The sequence below is a fragment of the Streptomyces sp. NPDC037273 genome, assembly GCF_055603625.1.
Genome location: NZ_JBVJVO010000008.1, coordinates 322,063 through 336,724, shown reverse-complemented (window position 1 = coordinate 336,724; position 14,662 = coordinate 322,063). Strand labels below are relative to the sequence as shown.

Annotated in this window: 12 protein-coding genes, 1 tRNA gene and 1 riboswitch; of the genes, 3 read left to right on the top strand and 10 right to left on the bottom strand. The window is 70.3% G+C overall.

Annotated elements, in window-relative coordinates; genetic code table 11:
* Positions 1–123: 123 nt before the first annotated feature.
* Positions 124–996 (bottom strand): alpha/beta fold hydrolase, encoded by an 873-nt coding sequence (locus ACZ7G1_RS23140; protein WP_470877388.1) that lies wholly within the window; start codon positions 994–996, stop codon positions 124–126.
* Between the two features lie 103 nt (positions 997–1,099).
* Between ACZ7G1_RS23140 and ACZ7G1_RS23135 the strand changes: the two genes are divergently transcribed.
* Positions 1,100–1,660, top strand: coding sequence for a TetR/AcrR family transcriptional regulator (locus ACZ7G1_RS23135; RefSeq protein ID WP_470877389.1), 561 nt, complete (start codon positions 1,100–1,102; stop codon positions 1,658–1,660).
* 67 nt (positions 1,661–1,727) lie between these two features.
* Here the strand turns inward: ACZ7G1_RS23135 and ACZ7G1_RS23130 are convergent, their stop codons facing one another.
* Both ACZ7G1_RS23130 and ACZ7G1_RS23125 read right to left on the bottom strand, forming a co-directional pair.
* Positions 1,728–2,627 (bottom strand): Bax inhibitor-1/YccA family protein, encoded by a 900-nt coding sequence (locus tag ACZ7G1_RS23130; RefSeq protein WP_470877390.1) that lies wholly within the window; start codon positions 2,625–2,627, stop codon positions 1,728–1,730.
* A 173-nt stretch (positions 2,628–2,800) separates the two neighbouring features.
* Positions 2,801–2,885: transfer RNA gene (locus ACZ7G1_RS23125), tRNA-Leu, on the bottom strand.
* 378 nt (positions 2,886–3,263) lie between these two features.
* Here ACZ7G1_RS23125 and ACZ7G1_RS23120 point away from each other — a divergent pair.
* Complete coding sequence (locus ACZ7G1_RS23120) at positions 3,264–4,034, top strand: ABC transporter ATP-binding protein (RefSeq protein WP_470877391.1); 771 nt, start codon at positions 3,264–3,266, stop codon at positions 4,032–4,034.
* A 77-nt stretch (positions 4,035–4,111) separates the two neighbouring features.
* Positions 4,112–6,643, top strand: coding sequence for an ABC transporter permease (locus tag ACZ7G1_RS23115; RefSeq protein ID WP_470877392.1), 2,532 nt, complete (start codon positions 4,112–4,114; stop codon positions 6,641–6,643).
* 65 nt (positions 6,644–6,708) lie between these two features.
* Here the strand turns inward: ACZ7G1_RS23115 and ACZ7G1_RS23110 are convergent, their stop codons facing one another.
* From ACZ7G1_RS23110 to ACZ7G1_RS23080, 7 genes are all read right to left on the bottom strand, one after another.
* On the bottom strand, positions 6,709–8,013 hold the full coding sequence (locus ACZ7G1_RS23110; RefSeq protein ID WP_470877393.1) for a class I SAM-dependent methyltransferase: 1,305 nt from the start codon (positions 8,011–8,013) through the stop codon (positions 6,709–6,711).
* Positions 8,014–8,234: 221 nt separating this feature from the next.
* Positions 8,235–9,617, bottom strand: coding sequence for an NAD(P)/FAD-dependent oxidoreductase (locus ACZ7G1_RS23105; protein ID WP_470877394.1), 1,383 nt, complete (start codon positions 9,615–9,617; stop codon positions 8,235–8,237).
* Positions 9,618–9,997: 380 nt separating this feature from the next.
* Positions 9,998–10,912, bottom strand: a complete 915-nt coding sequence (locus ACZ7G1_RS23100; protein WP_470877395.1) for a Ppx/GppA phosphatase family protein — start codon at positions 10,910–10,912, stop codon at positions 9,998–10,000.
* Complete coding sequence (locus tag ACZ7G1_RS23095; protein ID WP_470877396.1) at positions 10,909–11,454, bottom strand: DUF501 domain-containing protein; 546 nt, start codon at positions 11,452–11,454, stop codon at positions 10,909–10,911. The genes ACZ7G1_RS23100 and ACZ7G1_RS23095 overlap by 4 nt, the downstream gene beginning before the upstream one ends.
* A 22-nt stretch (positions 11,455–11,476) precedes the next feature.
* Positions 11,477–11,947 (bottom strand): FtsB family cell division protein, encoded by a 471-nt coding sequence (locus ACZ7G1_RS23090; RefSeq protein ID WP_470877397.1) that lies wholly within the window; start codon positions 11,945–11,947, stop codon positions 11,477–11,479.
* Between the two features lie 90 nt (positions 11,948–12,037).
* Entirely contained in the window at positions 12,038–13,324 is a 1,287-nt protein-coding gene (gene eno / locus ACZ7G1_RS23085) for a phosphopyruvate hydratase (protein ID WP_470877398.1), read from the bottom strand.
* A gap of 320 nt (positions 13,325–13,644) precedes the next feature.
* Positions 13,645–14,352 (bottom strand): transglycosylase family protein, encoded by a 708-nt coding sequence (locus ACZ7G1_RS23080; RefSeq protein WP_470877399.1) that lies wholly within the window; start codon positions 14,350–14,352, stop codon positions 13,645–13,647.
* A 3-nt stretch (positions 14,353–14,355) separates the two neighbouring features.
* A riboswitch (cyclic di-AMP (ydaO/yuaA leader) is annotated at positions 14,356–14,529 on the bottom strand.
* Positions 14,530–14,662 lie beyond the last annotated feature (133 nt).

Here is a 14,662-nt window from a genome sequence, read left to right as displayed (position 1 = left end):
CCCCCCCCCCCCCCCCCCCCCCCCCCCCCCCCCACCCCCCCCCCCTCCCCCCCCCCCTCCCCCCCCCCCCCCCCCCCCCCCCCCCCCCCCCCCGTGCCGGCCGGGGCCGGCCGGGCGCCCCCGTCACTTCACGTGCCGGCCGAGGAAGTCGCGGACAAGTCCGGCGATCTCCTCGCCGTGCGTCTCCAGGGCGAAGTGCCCGGCGTCCAGGAGGTGGATCTCCGCGTCCGGCAGGTCGCGGGCGAAGGCCTCGGCGCCGGCCGGCCCGAAGATCTCGTCACCGCGTCCCCAGGCCGCGAGCAGCGGCGGCCGGTGGGTGCGGAAGTACTCCTGGAAGGCCGGGTAGCCGTCCAGGTTGAACTGGTAGTCCCAGAACAGCTGGAGCTGGATCTCCTTGTTGCCGGGCCGGTCGAGGCCGGCCTGGTCCAGGGTCCAGGTCTCGGGCGCGATCCGGTCGAGGCGGTCGGCGGGCACGCCGTGGGTGTACTGCCAGTGGGTGGCCTCGGCGGTGAGGAGTTCGCGCACCCCGGCCTCGTTGGCCTCGCGGTCCTTGGCGTGCGCGAAGAGGACGTCCCAGAAGGGGGTGAAGCCCTCCAGGTAGGCGTTGCCGCTCTGACTGACGATGGCGGTGACGCGCTCGGGGTTCCGGGAGGCGATCCGCAGCCCGATGGGGGCTCCGTAGTCCTGGATGTAGAGGGCGAACCGGTCGACGCCGAGCCGGTCGAGGAGCTTGAGGGTGATCTCGGTGAGCTTCTCGAAGCTGTACGCGAAGTCCTCGACGGCCGGTGCGGCGGAGGCGCCGAAGCCGATGTGGTCGGGGGCGATCAGGTGGTACGAGTCGGCGAGCTCGGCGATGAGGCCGCGGTACATGTGCGAGCTGGACGGGAAGCCGTGCAGCAGGACCAGGGTGGGGTTCGCCGGGTCGCCGGCCTCCCGGTAGAAGACGTCGAGCCCGTCGATGGTGACGGTGTGGGCGCGCTGGGCGAAGGCGGACATGGCTGACTCCCCGTTTCTGGCTTCCGATCGGGAGAACGGCCGTTCTCCCGATGCCCTGTAGACTACGAGAACGATGGTTCTCCACGCAAGGGGTGATCGGAAGATGGATGCGGAAACCGCCGAGCTGAGGCTGCTCGACACCGCGGAACGGCTCTTCGACGAGCGCGGGGTGCAGTCCGTCGGCATGGACGCGATCCGCACCGCGTCCGGCGTCTCGCTCAAGCGGCTCTACCAGGTCTTCCCCTCCAAGGAACTCCTGGTGGAAGCGGTCCTCAGGCGCCGCGACGAGGCCGTACGGGCCTCCCTGGCCGCCCATGGCGCGCGGGCCGCCGGCGGGCCCTACGAGCGCGCCCTGGCGGTCTTCGACTGGCTGGCCGACTGGTTCGGCGGGCCCGAGTTCCGCGGCTGCGCGTTCATCAACACCTTCGGGGAGCTGGGCGGGGTCGCCCCGGCGGTCACCGCCATCGCCCGCGACCACAAGGCGGCCCTGCGGGCCTATCTCGCCGAGCAGACGGACGCCCTCGGCGCCCCGCCCGTCCTCGCCGACCAGCTGGCCCTGCTCGCCAACGGCGCCATGGCCGTCGCGGGCATCACCGGCTCCCCCGAGCCCGCGGCCCAGGCCAAGGCCGCGGCCCGCGTCCTCCTGGACGCCGCCACCGCGTAGCGCGGGCACGCGAAAGGGCCCGCCCGGCGTGTGCCGGACGGGCCCTTCCCCCGAGTCAGGGGGTGCGTCAGTCGTCGCCCTGCAGGATCGACAGCAGACGCAGCATCTCCAGGTAGATCCACACCAGGGTCATGGTGAGACCGAAGGCGGCCAGCCAGGCCTCCTCGCGCGGCGCGCCGTAGGTCACGCCGTCCTCGACCTGCTTGAAGTCGAGGGCGAGGAAGCAGGCGCCGAGGATGATGCCGACGATGCCGAAGACGATGCCGAGGCCGCCGCTGCGGAAGCCGAGGCCGTCACCGCCCGCGAAGACGGCGAACAGCAGGTTGGCGACCATGAGGAGCATGAAGCCCATCGCGGCGGCCATCACGAAGCCGTAGAAGCGGCGGTTGACGCGGATCCAGCCCAGCTTGTAGGCGATGAGCACACCGGCGAAGACCGCCATCGTGCCCAGCACCGCCTGGATGACGACGCCGTCGGCGATGTACGTCGAGACGGCGGCCGAGATCACACCGAGGAAGACGCCCTCGAAGGCCGCGTAGCCCAGGATCAGCGCAGGCGACGGCTTGCGCTTGAAGGACTGGACGAGCGACAGCACGAGCGCCACGAGGGCGGCGCCGATGGCGATGCCGTACGACTTGCCGAGGTTCGCCGGGTCGACGGGCAGCAGCAGCCAGGAAAGGACGGCGGTGAGCACGACCGTGCCGAGCGTCATGGCCGTACGGCTCACGACGTCGTCGATCGTCATCACGTTGCCGCGGGTCTGCTGCGGGGCACCGAACTGGGTGTCCTGCGGCGCGTACGGGTTGGTCGCGTACGGGTTCGTCGCGCCCTCGGCGTACGGGTTGCCGGTGGCGTACGGGTTGGTTCCAACGGCGGGGCCCCCGGCCTGCGGCTGCTGACCGAAGCCGGCCGAGCCGTTGTCGCGGCTGAACCCCCGTCGCGAGAAGACCGGGTTGCTGCTCCTCATCTCACTCCTCCATGGCAGACCGCGCGGCGCGGCCTTGCGTCAAGAGTAATGCGTAGGCAAAAGAAACTCCCTAGTGCTCGGGGAGGATCTTTTCCCGCCGATTTTCGATCTTCTTCGGCCCCGGCCGGCCGGGGAGCAGACCGCCGGGCCGCAGGCGCTCGCCTGAGGCCCGGTGGTGCCCGGAACCGGACTCGAACCGGTACGGCCCGAAGGCCAGCGAGGTTTAAGCTCGCCGTGTCTGCGTTCCACCATCCGGGCGTACGCGGGTAGCTCCGCGTTGGCACAGGAGCCTATCGGGACGCCTCCCCCGTTCAGCGGAACATCGGCCCGATGTTGTCTTATTTTATTGACGCCTGAGGGTGCGTCAGTGCAGGTGAGAGCCTTTTCGCCGAACTGTGACGGGGGTCGCAGGCGCAAAGCCGCACCCCCTGGAATGACGAAAAGTCGCCGCACGTCTGTCACCTCGGCGTGAAGCCGTCCCTCAGGGACCCCGTCATACCTCAGGAGGACGGAGCGGCCCTCCGGTCAGACTCGAGACGGCCCCGAGAACGGGCACGTGGGCGGACGCCCCGGCCAGGAACGACCGACACGATGGAGTGGTTCCCAAGACGACCCCGCAGCGACAGGAGTCCCCCCGTGACCACCTACCCCACCGTGTCCCGCGCCACCGCGGTGGCCGCCCGCGCCACGGACCTCTCGAAGGTCTACGGCCACGGCGAGACCCAGGTGGTCGCGCTCGACCAGGTCACCGTCGACTTCCGGCAGGGCGAGTTCACCGCGATCATGGGCCCCTCCGGCTCCGGCAAGTCGACCCTGATGCACTGCGTCGCCGGCCTCGACTCCTTCTCCTCCGGCTCGGTCCGGATCGGCGAGACCGAACTGTCCACCCTGAAGGACAAGCAGCTCACCCAGCTGCGCCGGGACAAGATCGGCTTCATCTTCCAGGCCTTCAACCTGCTGCCGACCCTGACCGCCCTGGAGAACATCACGCTCCCCATGGACATCGCCGGCCGCAAGGCCGACAAGCAGTGGGTCCAGCAGGTCATCGACATGCTCGGCCTCTCCGGCCGCCTCTCCCACCGCCCCTCCGAACTCTCCGGCGGACAGCAGCAGCGCGTGGCCGTGGCCCGCGCCCTCGCCTCCCGCCCCGAGATCATCTTCGGCGACGAACCCACCGGAAACCTGGACTCCCGCTCCGGCGCCGAGGTCCTCGGCTTCCTGCGCAACTCGGTCCGCGAGCTCGGCCAGACCGTCGTCATGGTCACCCACGACGCCGTCGCCGCCTCCTACGCGGACCGCGTGATCTTCCTCGCCGACGGCCGGATCGTCGACGAGATGCTGAGCCCGACCGCGGACGGCGTCCTCGACCGCATGAAGGCCTTCGACGCCAAGGGCCGTACGAGCTGACGCGCGCGCGTCACCCACCGCGTACCCGCCCTTTCCCCCGGTCCCCCCAGGGACCTCAGGACCTCAGGACCTCACCCATGTTCCGTACCGCCCTGCGCAACGTCCTCGCGCACAAGGCGCGGCTGCTGATGACCGTCCTCGCCGTGATGCTCGGCGTGGCCTTCGTGTCCGGCACCCTCGTCTTCACCGACACCCTCTCCCAGGCCTTCCGCAACCAGTCGGCGAAGAGCTACGACGACGTCGCCGTGGCCGTCGAGATGTACCCGAACCCCGAGGAGGCCCGGAAGGCCCCCGGCCTCTCCCAGCAGGACGTCGACAAGGTCGCGAAGCTCGACGGGGTCGCCTCCGTCAGCCCCCGCGTCGACGGCTTCGCCGGCGTGCCCGACAAGAACGGCAAGCTGATCGGCAGCGGCTGGTCGAACAAGGGCACCAACTTCGCCCCCGGCAAGGACGGCAAGGACCGCGCGTACACCTTCGTCACCGGCAACGGCCCGGCCGAGGCCGGCCAGGTCGCGCTCGACAAGGAGACCGCCGACAAGGGCGGCTACAAGGTCGGCGACCCCGTCCGCGTGGCCACCAACGGCCCGGTGAAGGAGTACACCCTCTCCGGTGTCTTCACCACCGAGGACGGCGCCGTCAACGCCGGCGGCAGCCTGGTCGTCTTCGACTCCTCCGTCGCCCAGAAGCTCTACCTGAAGCCCGGCTTCTTCCGCAGCATGACCGTCACCGCCGCCCCCGGCACCGACGACGCCAAGCTCCTCGACGAGGTCCTCAAGGTCGTCCCGAAGGCGGCCAGCGGCCAGACCGGCAAGGCCCTCGCCGACGAGCAGGCCAAGCAGATCGAGGACGGCCTCGGCGCCCTCAACCAGGTCCTCCTCGGCTTCGCCGGCATCGCGCTCTTCGTCGGGATCTTCCTGATCTCCAACACCTTCACCATGCTGGTCGCCCAGCGCACCAAGGAACTGGCCCTGATGCGCGCGGTCGGCGCCTCGCGCAAGCAGATCACCCGCTCCGTCCTCGCCGAGGCCGGTCTGGTCGGCCTGGTCGCCTCCGCCGTCGGCTACGCCCTCGGCATCGGCCTGGCCGCCACGCTCCGCTCGGCCATGACCGCCTTCGGCATGAAGGTCCCGGCCGGCGACCTGGTCCTCGGCGCCACCCCGGCCCTCTCCGCCTTCGCCGTCGGCGTCCTGATCACCATGCTCGCCGCCTGGCTGCCCGGCCGCCGCGCCGCGAAGATCCCGCCGGTCGCCGCCATGAGCAGCGTCCACGCCACCGCGAGCACCAAGTCGCTGGTCGTGCGGAACTCCTTCGGCGCCCTGCTCACCGCGCTCGGTGTCGTACTGATCGTGCTCGGCGCGGGCCAGGGCGGCGACGAAGGCCGCATGTTCATCGCGGGCGGCGCGTTCCTCACCCTCATCGGCGTCATCGTGCTGATCCCGATGCTGTCCCGGCCCGTGATCGCCCTGATCCGCCCGCTCTTCGTCAGCCTCTTCGGAGTCTCCGGCAAGCTCGCCGGACTCAACGCGGTCCGCAACCCGCGCCGCACCGGCGCCACCGCCTCCGCGCTCGCCATCGGCCTGACCCTCGTCACCGGCCTCTCGGTGCTCGGCGCGACCGTCGGCACCGCCCTGGACAAGATGACCGTCGACCAGATCAAGGCCGACTACATGGTCTCCATGGCCAGCGGCACCACCCTCAGCGAGGAGGCGCTCACCGCCCTGGAGAAGGCCCCCGGCGTCAAGGCGGTCTCCCCGCAGCAGGCCGGCGACTTCCAGATCAAGGGCGACTACGTCTCCGCCTCCGGCGTCACCCCCGGTGCCATCGAGCAGGTCCTCAAGCTGAACGTCGTGAACGGCAACCTGGCCACGCTCGGCCAGGGCCGGATCGCCGTCGACGACAAGACCGCCGAGAAGCGCGGCCTCAAGGTCGGCTCCACCGTCCCGGTCGAGTTCACCGACAAGCAGAAGGGCAAGCTGACCGTCGGCGCCGTCTACGAGGGCAGCGAGTTCGTCTCCCCGGTCCTCATCGACAAGAAGATCCTCGACGCCCACGCGGACCAGTCGTACATCCGCGAGATCTACGTGAAGATGGACGCCGGCGCCACCGCCGCCGGCGAGCAGGCCCTGCAGAAGGCCATGGGCGACAACCCGGCGATCCAGGTGATGGACCACAAGGAGATCCGCGACACCTTCGGCGGCCCGATCAACATGCTGCTGAACATCATGTACGGCCTGCTCGGCATGGCCCTGATCATCGCCGTCCTCGGTGTCGTCAACACCCTCGCGATGTCCGTCTTCGAGCGCCAGCAGGAGATCGGCATGCTGCGGGCGATCGGTCTCGACCGGCGCCGCGTGAAGCGGATGGTCCGTCTGGAGGCCGTGGTCATCTCGGTGTTCGGCGCGGTCGTCGGCATCGGCCTCGGCTCCTTCCTCGGCTGGGCCATCGGCGAGACCTTCAAGAACAGCCTGCCGGGCTACTCGCTGGTCCTGCCCTGGGACCGGATCGGCCTCTTCCTGGTCCTGGCCGCCGTGGTCGGCGTCCTCGCCTCCCTGTGGCCGGCCCGCAGCGCCGCGAAGCTGAACATGCTCTCCGCCATCAAGGCCGAGTAGCGGCTCCGGTACGAGACGAAGGGCCGGGTTCCGAAAGGAACCCGGCCCTTCGGCGTCCCCTCCCGTCACTCCCGCCAGACGCGCGGGCGCAGCGCCGTGCCGCTCTTCCCCGACGCCGGGGTCTTCACCGCGAGGAACTGGTTGACGCCGATGTGGTTGCGTTCGAAGGAGACGGCGGACGCGGCCATGTAGAGCCGCCAGATGCGGGCCCGGCCGGGCGAGGTGAGCCGCACCGCGCGCTCCCAGTCGCGCTCCAGGTTGGCCACCCAGCGGCGCAGGGTGAGAGCGTAGTGCTCACGGATCGCCTCGACGTCCCTGACCTCGAAGCCGGCGTCCTCCAGGGTCGTCAGGGTGCGGCCCATGGGGGCGAGTTCGCCGTCGGGGAAGACATAGGCGTCGATGAACGGGTCGATCTCGTAGGCCGCCTCGTCGGGCTCCGGGCGGCGGGAGATCTGGTGGTTGAGGAGCCGTCCGCCGGGCTTGAGGAGCCCGTACAGCGTGTCGGCGTACTCCCGGTACTTCACCTCGCCGACGTGCTCCGCCATGCCGATCGAGGAGATCGCGTCGTACGGGCCGTCCTCGACGTCCCGATAGTCCTGGACGCGGATCTCGACGAGGTCCGTGAGGCCCTCGTCGGCGACGCGCTTGCGGGCGTAGGCGGCCTGTTCGCGGGAGAGGGTGACGCCGACGACCCGGGCGCCGTACTCGCGGGCCGCGTGGATCGCCATGGAGCCCCAGCCGCAGCCGACGTCGAGCAGCCGGTCGCCCTCCGACAGGTGCAGCTTGCGGGCGATGAGGTCCAGCTTGTCGCGCTGGGCGTCCTCCAGGGTGCCGCCCTCCGTCCAGTACGCGCAGCTGTAGACCATGGACGGGCCGAGGACGATCTCGTAGAAGTCGTTTCCCACGTCGTAGTGGTGACTGATCGCCTGCTTGTCGCGGCGCCGGGTGTGCCGGCTGCCGCTGCGGCCGCGCATCTCCTCGGCGGGCGGCGGCGGGGGCGGCAGCGGCCCGGCGAGCCGCAGCAGGGTCCGGGCGGCGGCGCGGACCCGCGGGTCGGCCACCGACTCGCGGAGGGCCGCGAGGCGGCTCCTGGCGTCCTGCGGGCGTTCCCAGAGGAGTCCCGAGAGACGGTCGAGCACCTCGTACAGATCGCCCTCGACGTCGATCTCGCCGGCCACCCAGGCGCGGGCCAGGCCGAGTTCGCCGGGCTTCCAGATCATTCTCCGCAGGGCGCGGCGGTCGCGGACGATCAGGACGGGGGCCCCGGCGGGTCCGGCCTCGCTGCCGTCCCAGGCCCGCAGTCGCACCGGGAGCGGTCCGCCGAGGAGCTCCTCGGCGAGAGTCGTCAGCCGCGACGCGGCGTCGGCCATGATGCACACCTCCGTGATCTCGTGCCCCAGAAATGCTCGTCACCAAGGGAACACCCTCCGTGGAGGATTCCCTTCCCGGCACAGCGCGACGCGTGCCGACTCCCGGCCGAAAACACGCGAAGGGCCGTCCGCACCACGGATGGCGGACGGCCCTTTTACGGCCTTGCGTGTACTGCTCTGGGTACTGCGGGGGTGCTGCCGGGCCCGGGGGCCCTGACCTGCTAGGCCTTGGCCTTCTCCTGCGCCGGGGCGGCCGGGGCGGGGGCGGGCTTGGCGGCCTCGTAGAACTCCTCGCGCGGCGTCTCCATGGCGCCGAGCGAGACGACTTCGCGCTTGAGGAACATGCCGAGGGTCCAGTCGGCGAAGACGCGGATCTTGCGGTTGAAGGTCGGCATCGCCATGCCGTGGTAGCCACGGTGCATGTACCAGGCGAGACGGCCCTTGAGCTTGATCTTCACCTTGCCCATGACGATCATGGCGACGCCCTTGTGCAGACCGAGACCGGCCACCGCGCCCTTGTTGGCGTGGCTGTAGTCCTTCTGCGGGAAGCCGCGCATGCCGGCCACGACGTTGTCGCCGAGGACCTTGGCCTGACGCAGGGCGTGCTGGGCGTTCGGCGGGCACCAGGCGCGCTCGGCCGGGACGCCGGCCTTGATCGCGGCCAGGTCCGGGACCTGGGCGTTGTCGCCCGCGGCCCAGACGTAGTCCATGCCGTTGACCTGGAGCTTCTCGTTGCAGTCCACGTGGCCGCGGGGGCCGAGCGGCAGACCGAAGCGGGAGAGCGCCGGGTTCGGCTTCACGCCGGCGGTCCAGACGATCGTGTTGGAGTCGACCTCGAGGCCGTTCTTCAGCACGACGTGGCCGTCGACGCAGGAGTCCATGGACGTCTGCAGGTAGATCTCGATCCCGCGGGACTCCAGGTGCTCCTTGCCGTACTGGCCGAGCTTCGGGCCCACCTCGGGGAGGATCTTGTCGGCCGCGTCGACCAGGACGAAGCGCATGTCCTCGCGGGACACGTTCGTGTAGTACTTCGCGGCGTCGCGGGCCATGTCCTCGACCTCGCCGATCGTCTCGGCGCCGGCGAAGCCACCGCCGACGAAGACGAAGGTCAGCGCCTTGCGGCGGACCTCCTCGTCGGTGGTCGAGTCGGCCTTGTCCAGCTGCTCGAGGACGTGGTTGCGCAGGCCGATGGCCTCCTCGATGCCCTTCATGCCGATGCCCTGCTCGGCGAGACCGGGGATCGGGAAGGTGCGGGAGACCGCGCCCATCGAGATGACCAGGTAGTCGAACGGCAGCTCGTACGCCTCGCCGACGAGCGGCGCGATCGTGGCGACCTTGCGGTCCTGGTCGATGGTGGTGACCCGGCCGGTGAGCACCTCGGCTCCGCGGACGACGCGTCGCAACGGGACGACGACGTGACGCGGCGAGATGCTGCCGGCGGCGGCTTCGGGGAGGAAGGGCTGGTAGGTCATGTACGACCGCGGGTCGACGACCGTGACGGTCGCCTCCGCGTAGCGCATCTTCTTGAGGATGCGCCGAGCTGCGTACAGGCCTACGTACCCGCCGCCTACTACGAGGATCCTGGGACGCTCCGTGGTGCTCATGGCATCGAGTATCCACCCCCTCCGAGGGGGGTGCTCGTGCGCCCCTTCACAAGGTCCTGGCACACCTCTGCTACACTCCGCCGCCCACGTGATCCATGTCATGGTGCTGCAAAGGAACCGGGGTGCAACGGCGAACGTTGTTCACCCCTTGTGAACTGGCCTGGAGAGCGCCCGTTAACGCCGAACCACCGGGTGCGTTCACACGATGGAAACAGCGAGCGAAGTACGCCCCCCGCCTGCGAAAGGGCCCCGAGACGCCCCTCGGAGGGCCTAAAGACCCCCCTCGGACCCTCTTCGGGCGCCATCAGGGCCCTTTTCCTTGTGAAGAACTTCACGAACTTTCCCGACGGGATGTCGCCGGAGGGCTCGATAGGTGCCCGCTATGCCACGGATAGGGCGATCCCATCGAGGATGTCGTGCTCGCTGACGACGACCTCGTGGGCTCCGACGCGTCGGACGATCTCCCTCAGGACGAGGGCGCCGGCGATGATCACGTCGACGCGGCCGGCGTGCATGACGGGGATGGCGGCGCGCTCGTCGTGGGTGGAGGCGAGGAGCCGGTCGGTGACCTCGTCGATCTGTTCGGCGGAGATCCGGGAGTGGTGGATCTTGGCGGAGTCGTACGTGCTGTGCCCGTGGGCGATGCCGGCGACCGTGGTGACGGTGCCGGCGAGGCCGACGAGGGTCTCGGCGGTCTCGATCGGGACGGTCTCGGCGGCCAGGTCGAGCGCGGCGCGCACGTCGGCGCGGATCGCCTCGACCTCCTCGGCGGTCGGCGGGTCGTGGCGGACGTGCCGCTCGGTGAGCCGGACGCAGCCGATGTCGACCGAGCGGGCGGCCTCGACCGTCCGGTTGCCGATGACGAACTCGGTGGAGCCGCCGCCGAGGTCGAAGACGAGGTACTTCTCCGAGCCGTGCAGCTCGCCGGTGGCGCCGGTGAAGGAGAACTCGGCCTCCTGGTCGCCGGTGATGACCTCGGGCTCGACGCCCAGGATCTCCATGACCCCGTTCACGAACTCGTCGCGGTTCTCGGCGTCGCGGGACGCGGAGGTGGCCACGAAGCGGAGCCGCTCCGCCCCCAGCTCCCTGATCACCTCGGCGTAGTCGCGGCAGGCGGCGAAGGTGCGCTCCAGCGCCTCCGGGGCGAGCCGGCCCGTCTTGTCGACGCCCTGCCCGAGCCGGACGATCTCCATCCGGCGGTCCAGCTCGACGAGGTCGCCCGTCTCGGGGTCGACGTCGGCGACGAGGAGGCGGATCGAGTTCGTACCGCAGTCGATACCGGCGACCCGGGTCATTCCGCGGACTCCTTCTCGTCCTTGTCCGCGCACGGCGTGACGCAGGGTCCCTTGGCCCACCACTCGGGCAGCATCGCCAGGGCCTCGTCGCCGAAGGGGTTCACGCCCGGGCCCGCGACCAGCGAGTGGCCGACGAGGACGTGCAGGCACTTGACCCGGTCCGGCATGCCGCCGGCGCTCGGGAAGCCCTCCAGGACCTCGATGGCGTCACGGCGGGAGATGTAGTCCTCGTGCGCGGCCCGGTAGGCGGCGGCGAGCTCCGGGTCGGTGGCGAGCCGGGCCTGCATCTCCTTCATGACCCCGTTGGCCTCCAGGGTGCCGATGGCCGAGGCCGCCCGGGGGCAGGTCAGGTAGTACGTGGTCGGGAACGGCGTGCCGTCGGGGAGCCGGGGCGCCGTCTCGACGACGTCCGGCTGACCGCACGGGCAGCGGTGCGCGATGGCGCGCAGGCCGCGGGGCGGCCGGCCGAGCTGGAGCTCGAAGGCGGCGATGTCCGTCTCGGTGGGCTCGGTGCGTTCGGTCTGCGGAGGGGGCGTTTCCATGTCTGCCTTGCTCGTCAGGTCGTTACGGGCGGTCGGCGTGGTCGACGCCGTCCCAGAGGTTGTCGTACCAGGGTCGCTCTTCGGCACCCTGGTCGGCGCGGGGCCGCTGCTCCGCGTCGGGGTCGTTCACGGTGAAGCCGGTCTCGCCGGGCAGCACGTAGTGCAGGTGCTCGCGGGCGAGGCGGCGGACGTAGGCCGGGTCCTGGAGGCGGGCCTTCTCGTCCCTGAGTTCCTCGACCCGCCGGGCGGCCTCGGCGGCCCGGCGCTCCTGCTCGGCGATCTCGCCCTGCTGGGAGACGTAGCTCCGCATCGGGTAGGCGAGCGCCACGACGAGGGAGCACACGACGAGCGCGAGGAAGGCCGCGCGGCCGGTGAGCCGGGAGCGGCGGGCCTGCCGCCGGGTCTGCGAGCGGTAGACACGGGCCGCGGTCTGCTCGCCGAGCAGCCTGATCCGGGTCGCGGTCGAGAACCGGTCCCGGTCCTTCACGGCCATGTCGTGTCGCCTCCCCTGTTCATACGTACGTCCCCGCACACGGTACGGGACCGAGTACGGGGACGTAGGTATCTAGGGCGTCAGGCGAGCTCAGCCCTTGAAGCGCGGGAAGGCGCTGCGGCCGGCGTAGACCGCGGCGTCGTCGAGGATCTCCTCGATGCGCAGGAGCTGGTTGTACTTGGCGACGCGGTCCGAGCGGGCCGGGGCGCCGGTCTTGATCTGGCCGCAGTTCACGGCGACGGCGAGGTCGGCGATGGTGACGTCCTCGGTCTCGCCGGAGCGGTGGGACATCATGCACTTGAAGCCGTTGCGCTGGGCGAGCTCGACGGCGTCGAGGGTCTCGGTCAGCGAACCGATCTGGTTGACCTTGACCAGGAGGGCGTTGGCGGTGCCCTCCTCGATGCCGCGGGCCAGACGCTCCGGGTTGGTGACGAAGAGGTCGTCGCCGACGATCTGGACCTTGGAGCCCAGCTTGTCGGTGAGGACCTTCCAGCCCGCCCAGTCGTCCTCGAACAGCGGGTCCTCGATGGAGACCATCGGGTACGCGGCGACGAGCTCTTCGTAGTACTCGGTCATCTCGGCGGCCGAGCGGGACTTGCCCTCGAACTCGTACTTGCCGTCCTTGTAGAACTCGGACGCGGCGACGTCGAGCGCGAGCGCGACGTCGGAGCCCGGGGTGTAGCCGGCCTCCTTGATGGCCTCGACGATGAGGTCGAGGGCGGCGCGGTTCGACTCGAGGTTCGGGGCGAAGCCGCCCTCGTCGCCGAGGCCGGTGGAGAGGCCCTTGCGCTTCAGCACGCCCTTGAGCGTGTGGTAGATCTCGGCGCCCCAGCGAAGGGCCTCGGAGAAGGACTCCGCGCCGATCGGGGCGATCATGAACTCCTGGATGTCGACGTTGGAGTCGGCGTGCGACCCACCGTTGAGGATGTTCATCATCGGAACGGGCAGCAGGTGCGCGTTCGGGCCGCCGAGGTAGCGGAACAGCGGGAGGTCGGAGGCCTCGGAGGCGGCGTGCGCGACGGCGAGGGAGACACCGAGGATGGCGTTCGCGCCGAGCGAGCCCTTGTTCTCGGTGGCGTCCAGGTCGAACATGGCCTGGTCGATCAGGCGCTGCTCGGTGGCGTCGTAGCCGACGAGCTCCGGGCCGATCTGCTCGATGACGGCGAGGACGGCCTTCTCGACACCCTTGCCGAGGTAGCGGTTCGGGTCACCGTCGCGGAGCTCGATGGCCTCGAAGGCACCGGTGGAGGCGCCGGACGGAACAGCAGCACGGCCGGTGCTGCCGTCGTCGAGGCCGACCTCGACCTCGACCGTGGGGTTGCCTCGGGAGTCCAGGATTTCCCGGGCTACGACGACGTCGATGGACGGCACGAGCATCTCCTTCTGGGATGTGACGCTGGATGTGACGCAAGGTCGATGCAGGTCGCTTGGGCCTTGCGACAAGAGCCTAACCGCCCCGGAGGCTCCAGCCGGCCGGGCGCCCGCACCCTGGGACGAAAAAGGACCCAAGGGCATGCATCTCGGGACGAAGGACCCCAGATCTACTGGACGGTAACCGTCGGAGGCCCCTCTTATAGGACTCTTCTACGCCCCTGCGCGACGGAACCCGGGCCCTCACACGACGGAACCCCGGTCCGGCGCGCACGGGGGAAGGAGCACGCCGGACCGGGGTGGTCACCGCGGGAGGGTCGTCAGGCTCACTTGAGGTGGAGCTGCTGACCCACGTAGATGAGGTCGGCGTCGGCGACGACGTCCTTGTTCAGGTCGTAGAGCTTCTGCCAGCCGCCCTGGACGCCGTGCGCCTGGGCGATGGTGCCGAGCGTGTCGCCGGCCTTGACGCGGTACTCGCCGTCACCCTTCTTGACCGACTTGCCGGTCGGGGTGGTGACGGTCTTCTGCGCCGTGGACTTCTTGGCGGAGGTGGCCTTCTTGACGCCGGTGGCCTTCTTGGGGGCCTGGCGCTGCTCGCTGCGCGTGGTCGGCTCGGTGGCCGTGCGCTTCGGGGCCTGGGTACTGGTGCCGCCGGTGTACTTGGCACCGGAGAGGCCCACGCCACAGCTCGGCCACGCGCCCTTGCCCTGGCCCGCGAGGACCTTCTCGGCGATGGTGATCTGCTGGGACTTCGACGCCAGGTTGGCGGTCGGGGCGTAGGCGGTGCCGCCGTACGCGGCCCAGGTGGAGGCCGAGAACTGCAGGCCGCCGTAGTAGCCGTTGCCGGTGTTGATGGACCAGTTGCCGCCGGACTCGCACTGGGCGACGCGGTCCCACTCGGAGGCCGTGGCGGCCGACGCGGTGCCCGCGGTCATCAGCGGGGCGGCGACGGCGACACCGGTGACGCCGACGAGCGTGGCGACCTGGGTGGCCTTGGAGGGACGACGGTGTTTGCCCTTGCCGGAAAACAGCATGGAGATTCTCCTCACCGACGCCTGTGAGGTGAGCTGTCGGGTTCGGGCCGGAAAGTTGCCCGGCCGCGTGTCCTTGCACGCGGCTTCACCCCAAGCCGATCGTCGGCCGTCTGTCTCAACGGCCGGGACCGGCACTTACCTTGGGTCCCCCACTCCTGCCTTCGGCGCTTGCGCGACGACTGTTCCCATCGGCCGACGGCAGGATTCGGCGTTTCGGTCGACGGGGCCCGCGGTGGCGAGCGGTACGACCATAGGCACAAGCCCGCCGGAAGCTCAAAGAGGCGTATTGCGGAAAAATCGCCCCTACTTG

Excerpts from the sequence above, each read along its gene's own strand:
- ACZ7G1_RS23115 (WP_470877392.1), top strand. The coding sequence starts at position 4,112 with ATGTTCCGTACCGCCCTGCGCAACGTCCTCGCGCACAAGGCGCGGCTG.
- ACZ7G1_RS23130 (WP_470877390.1), bottom strand. The coding sequence starts at position 2,627 with ATGAGGAGCAGCAACCCGGTCTTCTCGCGACGGGGGTTCAGCCGCGAC.
- ACZ7G1_RS23105 (WP_470877394.1), bottom strand. The coding sequence starts at position 9,617 with ATGAGCACCACGGAGCGTCCCAGGATCCTCGTAGTAGGCGGCGGGTAC.
- ACZ7G1_RS23080 (WP_470877399.1), bottom strand. The coding sequence starts at position 14,352 with ATGCTGTTTTCCGGCAAGGGCAAACACCGTCGTCCCTCCAAGGCCACC.
- ACZ7G1_RS23090 (WP_470877397.1), bottom strand. The coding sequence starts at position 11,947 with ATGGCCGTGAAGGACCGGGACCGGTTCTCGACCGCGACCCGGATCAGG.
- ACZ7G1_RS23140 (WP_470877388.1), bottom strand. The coding sequence starts at position 996 with ATGTCCGCCTTCGCCCAGCGCGCCCACACCGTCACCATCGACGGGCTC.
- eno (WP_470877398.1), bottom strand. The coding sequence starts at position 13,324 with ATGCTCGTGCCGTCCATCGACGTCGTCGTAGCCCGGGAAATCCTGGAC.
- ACZ7G1_RS23110 (WP_470877393.1), bottom strand. The coding sequence starts at position 8,013 with ATGGCCGACGCCGCGTCGCGGCTGACGACTCTCGCCGAGGAGCTCCTC.
- ACZ7G1_RS23135 (WP_470877389.1), top strand. The coding sequence starts at position 1,100 with ATGGATGCGGAAACCGCCGAGCTGAGGCTGCTCGACACCGCGGAACGG.
- ACZ7G1_RS23095 (WP_470877396.1), bottom strand. The coding sequence starts at position 11,454 with ATGGAAACGCCCCCTCCGCAGACCGAACGCACCGAGCCCACCGAGACG.
- ACZ7G1_RS23100 (WP_470877395.1), bottom strand. The coding sequence starts at position 10,912 with ATGACCCGGGTCGCCGGTATCGACTGCGGTACGAACTCGATCCGCCTC.